The organism is Streptomyces sp. NPDC059853, assembly GCF_042731495.1.
GTDB lineage: Bacteria > Actinomycetota > Actinomycetes > Streptomycetales > Streptomycetaceae > Streptomyces.
This window is the reverse complement of record NZ_JBHWJL010000169.1, coordinates 1-10,873: the sequence shown is the minus strand read 5'-3', so window position 1 is coordinate 10,873 and position 10,873 is coordinate 1. Positions and strand designations below refer to the sequence as shown.

At 72.8% G+C, this 10,873-nt stretch carries 8 protein-coding genes and 1 pseudogene; all 9 read left to right on the top strand.

Annotation, left to right across the window (positions count from 1 at the left end; genetic code table 11):
- Positions 1 to 19: 19 nt before the first annotated feature.
- Positions 20 to 1,042, top strand: a pseudogene (mreC, locus tag ACFV5N_RS17920) (rod shape-determining protein MreC); the annotation flags it as partial.
- A 3-nt stretch (positions 1,043 to 1,045) separates the two neighbouring features.
- Positions 1,046 to 1,759: a rod shape-determining protein MreD gene (mreD, locus tag ACFV5N_RS17915; protein ID WP_385600470.1), complete on the top strand. Its 714-nt coding sequence runs from the start codon at positions 1,046 to 1,048 to the stop codon at positions 1,757 to 1,759.
- Positions 1,756 to 4,083, top strand: coding sequence for a penicillin-binding protein 2 (gene mrdA, locus ACFV5N_RS17910; protein ID WP_385600467.1), 2,328 nt, complete (start codon positions 1,756 to 1,758; stop codon positions 4,081 to 4,083). Before mreD ends, mrdA begins: the two co-directional genes overlap by 4 nt.
- A gap of 1 nt (position 4,084) precedes the next feature.
- On the top strand, positions 4,085 to 5,275 hold the full coding sequence (gene rodA / locus ACFV5N_RS17905; RefSeq protein ID WP_385600464.1) for a rod shape-determining protein RodA: 1,191 nt from the start codon (positions 4,085 to 4,087) through the stop codon (positions 5,273 to 5,275).
- 32 nt (positions 5,276 to 5,307) lie between these two features.
- Positions 5,308 to 6,747, top strand: coding sequence for a CHAD domain-containing protein (locus ACFV5N_RS17900; protein WP_385600462.1), 1,440 nt, complete (start codon positions 5,308 to 5,310; stop codon positions 6,745 to 6,747).
- Between the two features lie 42 nt (positions 6,748 to 6,789).
- On the top strand, positions 6,790 to 8,718 hold the full coding sequence (locus ACFV5N_RS17895) for a TIGR03960 family B12-binding radical SAM protein (protein WP_385600460.1): 1,929 nt from the start codon (positions 6,790 to 6,792) through the stop codon (positions 8,716 to 8,718).
- Between the two features lie 3 nt (positions 8,719 to 8,721).
- Positions 8,722 to 9,279, top strand: a complete 558-nt coding sequence (locus tag ACFV5N_RS17890; RefSeq protein ID WP_385600458.1) for a GNAT family N-acetyltransferase — start codon at positions 8,722 to 8,724, stop codon at positions 9,277 to 9,279.
- A 124-nt stretch (positions 9,280 to 9,403) separates the two neighbouring features.
- Positions 9,404 to 10,207, top strand: a complete 804-nt coding sequence (locus ACFV5N_RS17885) for a TIGR03936 family radical SAM-associated protein (RefSeq protein ID WP_385600456.1) — start codon at positions 9,404 to 9,406, stop codon at positions 10,205 to 10,207.
- A gap of 207 nt (positions 10,208 to 10,414) precedes the next feature.
- Positions 10,415 to 10,873, top strand: a 459-nt coding sequence (locus ACFV5N_RS17880; RefSeq protein WP_385600453.1) for a hypothetical protein, incomplete at its 3' end; no start/stop codon positions are given.

Here is a 10,873-nt window from a genome sequence, read left to right as displayed (position 1 = left end):
CATCAGTGGCGGGGAGTAGTCCCCGCTCAACGGCCCGAGGGAGGCCGCCGCGGCCTTCTTCGGCCCGGTCGAGAACGGCGTCGCCTCGGCGGTCGATCCGGTGGGCAACGCGATCGCCGCCGTCCGGGAATCCGGCGGCCGGCACGACCGCATCAGCGAACTCGAACGGGAGAACGCCGAACTGCGCCAGCAGCTCGGCAGTGACGCGCACCGCGATTCGCGGATACAGCAACTGGACGACATGCTGCGGACCGCCGGAGCCGGCCAGTACGGCATCGTCGGCGCGCAGGTCATCGCCATCGGCGCGACCCAGGGCTTCTCCTGGACCGTCACCATCGACGCCGGGAGCAAGGACGGCATCGCCCGCGACATGACGGTGCTCAACGGCGACGGCCTGGTCGGACGCGTCACCACCGTCGGCCCCAGCACCGCCACCGTGCTGCTCGCCAACGACCCCGGCTTCACCGTCGGCACCCGGCTGGAGGGCAGCGACGAGCTCGGCTTCGCCACCGGGCGCGGCGACAACGCCCTCGATGTGCAGCTGCTGAACCAGGCCGCCCAGGTGAAGAAGGGCGACCGGCTGGTCACCTTCGGCTCCGCCGACGACAAGCCGTTCGTGCCGGGCGTCCCGGTCGGCGAGGTCATCAGCGTGGACCGCACGGCCGGCGACCTGACCCGTACCGTCCAGGTCCGTCCCTATGTGGCCTTCACCCGGCTGGACCTGGTCGGCGTCGTCGTCGACCCGCCGCGCGACAACCCGCGCGACGCGGTGCTGCCGCCCCGGCCCGAGGACGAGAAGACGTCCGAGGACGACACGGAGAAGCGCACCGGCGACGGTGAGGGCGAGGCGGAGGGCGCGGACGGCGAGTCCGCCGACGGCGGCATCGGCAACCGCTCCACGCCCGGCGACTCCCCCGGACGGAACAGCGACGACGACGGCGACGACGAGGGCGATGACGGCGATGGCGGCACCGGCGACAGCACCGGCCGCCGGGAGCAGGACGCGGACCAGGACGACGACGACCCCGCCACCAGGAGCTGACCCATGCGCGTATCCCGCACGATCCTCGCGGTGATCCTCGTCGTCGTGGCCCTCGTTCTCCAGGTCACGGTGCTCGCCCGGCTGCAACTGCCCGGCGCCGTCCCCGATCTGCTGCTGCTCACCGTCCTCGGCCTGGCCCTGGTCTACGGCCACGTCGGCGGCGCGCTGGTCGGCTTCGGCGCCGGTCTGCTCGCCGACCTCGCCCCGCCCGCCGACCACGCGGTGGGCCGCTACGCCCTGGTGCTGTGCGTCATCGGCTACGCGGCCGGGCTGACCAAGCCGGAGACCGGCCAGCACCGTTCGGCGACCGTGCCGATGCTGGTGGTGGCCGGCGGCGCGCTCTCCTCCACCCTGCTGTACGCGGGCGTCGGCGCCCTCGTCGGCGACACCGCCGCCCGCCACGTCGGGCTGACCGGGCTGCTGCTGACGGCCACGCTCTACGACCTGCTGCTCGCCCCGTTCACCGTGCCGCTGGTGATGGGCATGGCACGCCGGCTGGAGAACGACCCGCTCAAGGGCGAGGGCTCCGGCGGCTCCTCCGCCGGCGGGGACGGCCTCGCCGGCTGGATGGGCGGCGGCACCGGCCTGAGCACCCGCGGCGGCGGCCGCCGTACCCGTTACGGCAAGGCCGCCCGCATCGGCGGACAGCGCAGCACATTGCTCAGCCGCTCGGCCCGCAACCGGGCGGGGCGCATCAAGGGGGTCAAGCGACTGTGAGCAACATCCCGGAGACCGGGCGGACCTCGCGCGTCACCATCCGGCTGATCATCATCCAGATACTGGTCTTCTCGCTGCTGCTGACCCTCGGCGGCCGGCTGTGGTACCTCCAGATCCGGCAGGGCGAGGAGTTCGCCGCCGCCGCGGCCGGCAACCACGTGCAGCAGGTCGTGCAGCCCGCCGTGCGCGGCGCCATCCTGGACGCGCGCGGCGTGCCGATCGCCGACAACGAGACCCGGCTCGTCGTCTCCGCCGACCGCAGCAAACTCACCCGGATGAAGGACGACGGCGAAGCGGTCCTCACCGATCTGGCCGAACTGCTCGGCATGGAGTACGAGGAGATCGCCCAGCGCATCCGGCTGTGCGACGCGCAGACCCCGCAGCCGTGCTGGAACGGTTCGCCGTACCAGCCGATCCCCATCACCGACGAGGCCACCCCGCAGCAGGCGCTCCAGATCCGCGAGCGCGCCGAGGACTTCCCCGGCATCAGCGCGGAACCCACCGCCGTACGCCGCTACCCCGCGCCGTACGGGGCGCACTCCGCGCAGGTGCTCGGCTACCTGTCGCCGGTCACCGACGACGAGGTCGCCGAGGCCAAGGACACCGACGCGCCGCTGCTGCGCTCCGACCAGATCGGCCGGGCCGGACTGGAGCGGACCTACGACAGCTATCTGCGCGGCCAGCCCGGCGTCACCCGCTACGAGGTGGACAAGTTCGGCCGCGTCATCGGCGAGGCCGAGGGCGAGGACGCCGCGGCCGGCGCCAACGTCGTCACCAGCATCGACTCCCGGGTGCAGGCCGTCGCCGAGCAGGAACTGATCGGCGCCATGGAGGAGGCCCGCACCCAGCGCGACGAGATCACCGGCCGCAACTACGAGGCCGACTCCGGCGCCGTCGTCGTCATGGAGAACGCCACCGGCCGCGTCGTCGCCATGGCCTCCGCCCCCGACTACGACCCGAACGTGTGGGTCGGCGGCATCTCCACCGAGAACTACCAGGCGCTCACCGGCGACGACTCCAACCACCCGCTGCTCAACCGGGCCATCCAGGGCCAGAGCCCGCCCGGCTCCACGTTCAAGGTGGTCACCTCCACCGCCGCCGTCAACGCCGGCTACGACTTCGACGGCCGCTACGAGTGCGGCTCCTCGTACAGCATCGGCAACCAGACGTTCAAGAACTTCGAGTCGCAGGGCTACGGCATGATCAGCCTGCACCGCGCCATCGAGGTCTCCTGCAACACCGTCTTCTACGGCATCGCGCACCGCGAGTGGGAGCGGGACGGCGGGATCAACCCCAAGGACGACCCCGACGACTGGCTGTTCACCACCGCCCACGGCTTCGGCCTCGGCACCCGCACCGGCATCGACCTGCCGGACGAGGCCAGCGGCCGGATCCCCGACCGGCAGTGGAAGCAGGAGTACTGGGAGCTGAACAAGGACAACTGGTGCGAGGTCGCCGAGACCGACCGCGAGGACTACGCCGCCCGCATCGCCCGCGAGAACTGCGCCGAGGGCATGAAGATGCGCGCCGGTGACATGCTCAACTTCTCCATCGGGCAGGGCGACGTGCTGGTCACCCCGATCCAGATGGCGAGCGTCTACGCCGCCATCGCCAACGGCGGCACCCTGTACGAGCCGTCGGTCGGCAAGGCCATCATCGGCGCGGACGGCACCCTGCTGGAGGAGATCGACCCGGTCGTCTCGGGCCAGCTGCCCGCCGACGCCCAGACCGTCGCCGACCTCCAGTCGGCCACCGAGTCCGTCATCACCACCGGCAGCGCCAGCTGGCGGTTCATGGGCTGGCCGCAGAGCGAGATCCCGCTGCACGCCAAGACCGGTACCGCCGAAGCCTCCGGCGACAAGCAGACCACCTCCTGGCTGGCCACCTTCTCGCCCGACTACACCGTGGTGATGACCATCTCCCAGGCCGGCACCGGCTCGGGCGCCTCCGGTCCCGCCGTGCGCAACATCTACGAGGCGATCTACGGCGTCGGCGAGGACGGGTCCGTCAACGCGGACCTGGCCCTGCTGCCCACCCCGCAGGCCGCGCTGCCGGAGATCGACGAGAACGGCACCATCGTCGCCGAGCGGGACGAGCCCAGGGACGCGGAAGGCGGCGAGGGCCAGGAAGGCGAGGAGGGCCGCGACGGCGCCGACGGCGAGGAGCGCGAGGACGGCCAGGAAGAGGATCCGGGCGACCGGCAACTGCCGGACGGCGTCGGCGGCGGCGAACGCGACCGCGAAGGCGACCAGGATCCACCGGACGACGACCCGTCCGGCGAGCAGTGGAACGTGGCCAGGCGCGACGAGGGATCGAACGACTGACGTGGGCGACTACTCCCTGAGCATCGGGCGGTTCGCCCCCCGCAAGAGCGCCTGGCGGCGGCTGATCGCGCGCGACTCCGCCGCCCGGCGCATCGACTGGATCATGCTGCTGGCAGCCGGCGCGCTCTCCGTCGTCGGCTGCCTGCTGGTGTGGTCCGCCACCCGCAACCGCACCGAGATCAACAACGGCGACCCGCAGCACTTCCTGATCCGCCAGTCGATCAACCTCGCCGTCGGCATAGCCCTGGCGGTGGCCGTCATGTGGCTGGGACACCACCGGCTGCGCAGCGCGGTCCCCGTCTACTTCGGATTCACCCTCGCGGTGATGCTGCTGGTCTTCACCCCGCTCGGCACCGAGATCAACGGCCAGCGCAACTGGCTCTCCTTCGGCAGCTACACCATCCAGCCGGGCGAGTTCGCCAAGGTCGCGGTCGTCCTCGTGATGGCCATGGTCCTCGCCGCCCAAGTGGACGCCGGGGACAGCGAACACCCCAGGCGCCGCGCCGTCCTCCAGGCGCTGGCCCTGGCCATGGTGCCGGTGACCATCGTCCTCATCGACGACATGGGCACCGCCATGGTCCTGTGCGTCATCATCCTGGGCATGCTGCTCGCCTCCGGCGCCTCCCTGTGGTGGACCTCGGGACTGCTGGCGGCGGCCGTCGTCGGCGGCGTCCTCGTCTGGCTCCTCGACATCCTCGACGAGTACCAGATCAACCGCTTCGCCGCCTTCGCCAACCCCGCGCTCGACCCGGCCGGCGTCGGCTACAACACCAACCAGGCCAGGATCGCCATCGGCGGCGGCGGCGTGTTCGGCAAGGGCCTCTTCGAGGGCACCCAGACCACCGGCCAGTTCGTGCCCGAGCAGCAGACCGACTTCATCTTCACGGTCGCCGGCGAGGAACTCGGCTTCGTCGGCGCCGGGGGGATAATCCTGCTCATCGGTGTCGTGCTGTGGCGGGCGCTGCGCATCGCCAAGGAAGCCACCGACCTGTACAGCACCCTGATCGCCGCCGGGATCGTCGCCTGGTTCGCGTTCCAGTCCTTCGAGAACATCGGCATGGCGCTGGGCATCATGCCGGTCGCCGGGATCCCGCTGCCGTTCCTCTCCTACGGCGGCACGTCGATGTTCGTCGGCTGGATCGCGATAGGGCTGCTCCAGTCGATCCGGATGAAGCGCCCGCTGTCGGCCTGAGCCATCGCTCCTTACCGTGGAGGTGAGGGCATATGGCGGTCAGCGGCGCGCCCGGGACGGAGCGCGGTTACGAGGCCACCGGCCCGCTGCCGGAGCTGACCGGCACCGGGCCGGTGGCCGCCGTGCGCGGGCCCGTGGGCGCCCCGCAGGTGCTCCAGGACCGCTACTGGGACACCGAGGACCTGCGGCTGGCCGCCGCCGGGATCACGCTGTGCCGCCGCACCGGCGGCACGGAACCCGGCTGGCAGCTGGAACTCCCGGCGGGCGGCGGCACCCGGGAGGAGATCCGCGCCCCGCACGGTGAGCGGCTGCCCGGCGAACTGGCCGCCCTGGTCCGCTCCCGCACCCGCGACGCGCCCCTCGTCCCCCTGCTCGGCCTGCGCACCGAACGGGAGACCCGGCTGCTGCTCGACCGGCGCTCCGAACCGCTCGCCGAAGTCGTGCGCGACCGGGTCACGGCGCTGCGCGACGGGCACGGGGCGCACTGGGTCGAGTACGAGGTGGAGCTGCGCCCGGCCGCCGGGCCGGAACTGCTGGAGGCGATCGAGGAGCGGCTGGCGGCAGCCGGTCTGCGCCGCTCCCGCGCGCCGTCCAAGGCCGCCCGCGCGCTGGCCGCCACCGGCGCCGCCCCGCCGCGCCGCCCGCCGGGGCCGGTGCTGCCGCCCGGCAGCGCGGGGGAGCGGGTGATGGGCTACGTCCGGCGGCAGGTGCGGCTCATCACCGACCTGGACCCGGCGGTGCGGCGGCGGGAGCCGGACGCGGTGCACCGGATGCGGGTGGCCACCCGGCGGCTGCGCGGCGTGCTGCGCTCCCAGCGGGCGGTGCTGGACCGGCGGCGTACCGGCCCGGTGGCGGACGAGCTGCGCCGGCTGGCGGCCGAACTGGGTACGGACCGGGACCGGGAGGTGCTGGCCGCACGGCTCGCGGAGCGCGTCGCGGAACTCCCGGACGCGCTGCGCCGGGGCCCGCTGGAGCGGCGCGTGGCGCGGTACACCGCGCCGCCGCCGTCCGGGGGCGCCGCCTTGCGGGAGCTGGAGAGCGAACGGTACCGGGCGCTGCTGGACGCGCTGGAGGACCTGCTGGCCGCGCCGCCGCTGCTCACGGACGCGTACCGCCCGGCCCGGCCGGTGCTGGCGGCGGCGCTGCGGCGCGACGAACGGCGGCTGGAGCGGCGGCTCGCGGCGGCCCGCCGTACCCCGCCCGGCCCCGCGCGGGACGTGGCCTGGCACCGGGCCCGCAAGGCCGCCAAACGCGCCCGGTACGCGGCGGAGACGGCGGGCCGGGAGAAGCGGGCGCGGAAGCTGCGGCGGGTGCAGCGGATCCTGGGGAACCACCAGGACAGCGTGCTGGTCCGGGCCGCGCTGCCGGGGATCGCGGCGGCGGCCGAGGCGGCCGGGGAGCCGTCGTTCTCCTACGGGGTGCTGTACGGGCGGGAGCGGGAACTGGCCGAGGGGTACGAACAGGAGCTGTAACCTGGGCAGGCGATTCAGCCCTCTTCGGAAAGACACGAGTTCATGCCTGTCGAGTCGGTGTTCCCGCGCCTGGAGGCCCTGCTTCCGCATGTCCAGAAGCCGATCCAGTACGTGGGCGGTGAGCTGAACTCCACCGTCAAGGACTGGGACGCCTGCGACGTGCGCTGGGCGCTGATGTACCCGGACGCGTACGAGGTCGGGCTGCCCAACCAGGGCGTCATGATCCTCTACGAGGTGCTGAACGAGCGCGAGGGCGTCCTGGCCGAGCGCACGTACAGCGTGTGGCCGGATCTGGAGGACCTCATGCGCAAGCACGAGGTGCCGCAGTTCACGGTGGACGCGCACCGCCCGGTGGGCGCCTTCGACCTGTTCGGGGTGTCCTTCTCCACCGAACTGGGCTACACGAACCTGCTGACCGCGCTGGACCTGGCGGGCATCCCGCTGAGCGCGGCGGAGCGCACCGAGGACCACCCGGTGGTGGTGGCGGGCGGGCACGCCGCGTTCAACCCGGAGCCGATCGCGGAGTTCATCGACTGCGCGGTGATCGGGGACGGCGAGCAGGCCGTGCTGGAGATCAGCGAGATCGTGCGCGCCTGGAAGGCGGCGGACCGCCCCGGCGGCCGTGAGGAGCTGCTGCTGCGGCTGGCGAGGACCGGCGGGGTGTACGTCCCGGGGTTCTACGACGTCGAGTACCTGCCGGACGGCCGGATCGCCCGTGTGGTGCCGAACCGGTCCGGGGTGCCGTGGCGGGTGTCCAAGCACACCGTGATGGACCTGGACGAGTGGCCCTATCCGAAGCAGCCGCTGGTGCCGCTGGCCGAGACGGTGCACGAGCGGATGTCGGTGGAGATCTTCCGGGGCTGCACGCGCGGCTGCCGGTTCTGCCAGGCGGGGATGATCACCCGGCCGGTGCGGGAGCGGTCGATCACCGGCATCGGCGAGATGGTGGACAAGGGCCTGAAGGCGACCGGGTTCGAGGAGGTCGGGCTGCTGTCGCTGTCCTCCGCCGACCACAGCGAGATCGCGGATGTCGCGGGCGGGCTCGCGGACCGCTACGAAGAGGACAAGATCGGTCTGTCACTGCCCTCGACCCGGGTGGACGCGTTCAACATCGATCTGGCGAACGAGCTGACCCGCAACGGCCGCCGCTCCGGCCTGACCTTCGCGCCCGAGGGCGGCAGCGAACGGATCCGGAAGGTCATCAACAAGATGGTCTCCGAGGAGGACCTGATCCGGACCGTCTCCACGGCGTACGGGAACGGCTGGCGGCAGGTGAAGCTGTACTTCATGTGCGGTCTGCCCACCGAGACCGACGAGGACGTCCTCCAGATCGCCGACATGGCCACCCGCGTCATCGCCGAGGGCCGCAAGGTCTCCGGGTCCAACGACATCCGCTGCACCGTGTCGATCGGCGGGTTCGTGCCCAAGCCGCACACCCCGTTCCAGTGGGCGCCGCAGCTGTCCTCCGAGGAGACCGACGCCCGGCTGGCGAAGCTGCGGGACCGCATCCGCGGCGACAAGCGGTACGGCCGCTCGATCGGCTTCCGCTACCACGACGGCAAGCCCGGCATCGTCGAGGGCCTGCTGTCGCGCGGCGACCGGCGGGTCGGCGCGGTGATCCGCGCGGTGTACGAGGCGGGCGGCCGGTTCGACGGCTGGCGCGAGTACTTCTCCTACGACCAGTGGATGGAGTGCGCGGCGCGAGCGCTGCCCGCGCAGGGCGTGGACGTCGACTGGTACACCACGCGCGAGCGCTCCTACGAGGAGGTCCTGCCCTGGGACCACCTGGACTCGGGGCTGGACAAGGACTGGCTCTGGGAGGACTGGCAGGACGCGCTGGACGAGGTGGAGGTCGAGGACTGCCGCTGGACTCCGTGCTTCGATTGCGGCGTGTGCCCGCAGATGCAGACCGAGATCCAGATCGGCCCGACCGGCAAGAAGCTGCTGCCGCTGACCGTGGTCGGGAAGTAGCCGGTGCCCGCGCTCGTCCGGCCGACCGAGACGGTACGGGAGTCGTTCCTGGCCGGGGTCGAGGAGTTCCGTGCCGAGGGCCGGGGGACCGCCGACGACAACTCGATGCTCGGGCGCGACATCGCGCGCTGGGCGCCGCGCTGGCAGGAAGCTGCCGTGTTCGCCGCCTATGTCGAGGAGACCCGGGCCGACGCGCACGAGGACAGCGGCCGGCCGGCCGGATTCGTCCCGTCCACCGTCCTGTGGTGGGTGGACGGGACCGAGTGGCTGGGGCGGCTCTCCATCCGCCACCGGCTGACCCCGCGGCTGCTGGAGTGGGGCGGGCTGATCGGGTACGACGTCCGTCCCTCGGTCCGGCGGCGCGGGCACGGCACGGCGATGCTGCGGGCCGCACTGCCGAGGGCGCGGGCGCTCGGGCTCGACGAGGTCCTGCTGACCTGCGACTTCGACAACGAGGGGTCACGGAAGGTGATCGAGGCGGCCGGGGGCGTGTTCGAGGACCGGCGGGCCGAGAAGCTCCGTTACTGGATCCCGACCGGGGCGCACGCGGGCGGCGCGTAACCTGGAGGGCAGACAACGTCGCCCACGGGCGGCCACGCGTACGGAGACGTACGGCACGTAACCCACCGAAGGACTGACGACACTGGGCAAGCGACAGCCCGTAGGCCCGCCGCCGGCGCCCGCCGTGCAGCGTGTACGACTGCGCTACACCAAGCGCGGTCGCCTGCGGTTCACCAGCCACCGCGACTTCCAGCGCGCTTTCGAGCGCGCACTGCGCCGGGCCGAGGTGCCCATGGCCTACTCCGCGGGATTCACCCCCCATCCCAAGGTCAGCTACGCCAACGCGGCGCCGACCGGGACGGCCAGCGAGGCCGAGTATCTGGAGATCGCGCTGGCCGCGCCGCGTGAGGTGGCCTGGCTGAAGGAGCGGCTCGACGCGTCGCTGCCGGCCGGCCTGGACATCGTGGACGCGGTCGAGGCGCGGACCTCCGGGTTCGCCGAACGGCTGGAGGCGTCCTGCTGGGAACTGCGCCTGGAGGGTGTGGACCCGGCCGAGGCGGAACGGGCCGCGAAAGTTTTTCTGACGACTTCGTCCGTCGAGGTGTCGAGAGAGACGAAGAAGGGCATCAGAACGTTTGACGCCAGAGCCGCGGTCACCGCACTGGAAGCCGCGGACGCGTTCGCCTCCCCTTCGCCCTCCGGCGGGTCCGATGCGCTCGCGTCCGTCCCTTGTGCGATACTGCGCCTGGTAGTACGGCATCTCACACCTGCCGTACGACCCGATGACGTCCTGTCCGGTCTGCGTAGTGTGGCCGACCTGGCGCCGCCGGTCCCCGCTGGGGTGACCAGGCTGGCGCAGGGGCCGCTCGATGAGCAGACCGGGACGGTGACCGACCCGTTTGCGCCCGACCGCGACGCTGCCACGGCCGCCCTACCCACGGCCGCCGGACAGCAGGCCGCGGCGGCGCCGGAGATCACCGGACAGTGACGTTGTCACCGCGCCGCCCAACCGCATGGTGCCAGGGAGCCACTCGGGCCCGGCTGTTACCGGCAGGCGCACCGACCAGCAGACTTTCGCCGTAGCCGGACCGCAGGGAACGGGGCCGGAACCGGCGAGCGACACGACAGCTCCTGAGCGGCGCTGCCCGCCGCCCATCGGCGAGGCGCCCGGGAGCGTGACGGGAGAACCGCCCGCATGCACGCATCGAACGGGTCCGCGGGAGCGGACGAGACCACAGAACGCGACCTCGGTCGCGACCGTGACGACACCCACGACTCGCCCAGCGACACGCTGCCCCCGCGCCGGCGGCGCCGGGCCGCGAGCCGGCCGGCAGGACCGCCGGCCGCTACCGACAACGAGACAACGGCCTCCCAGGTGGCGCCCGCATCGGGTGACAGCGCCGGACAGCCGTCCGAACCCGCCGCGGCCGGTACGACGACGGGTGGGGTGACGGGCGCCGACGCCGCCGCCGACGCGGGGACGGCGGAGCCCGCCGCACCGCGCCGACGCCGCCGCGCCACCGCGTCCGCTGCCGCCGCCGAGCCGGCGGAGGCAGCCGAGAGCACCGCGCCCGCGCCGCGAACGCGCCGGCGCGCCACCCGCCCCGCCGCGGCACCCGAGGCTCCGGCCGCGGCGACCGCCACCGGGAGCGGC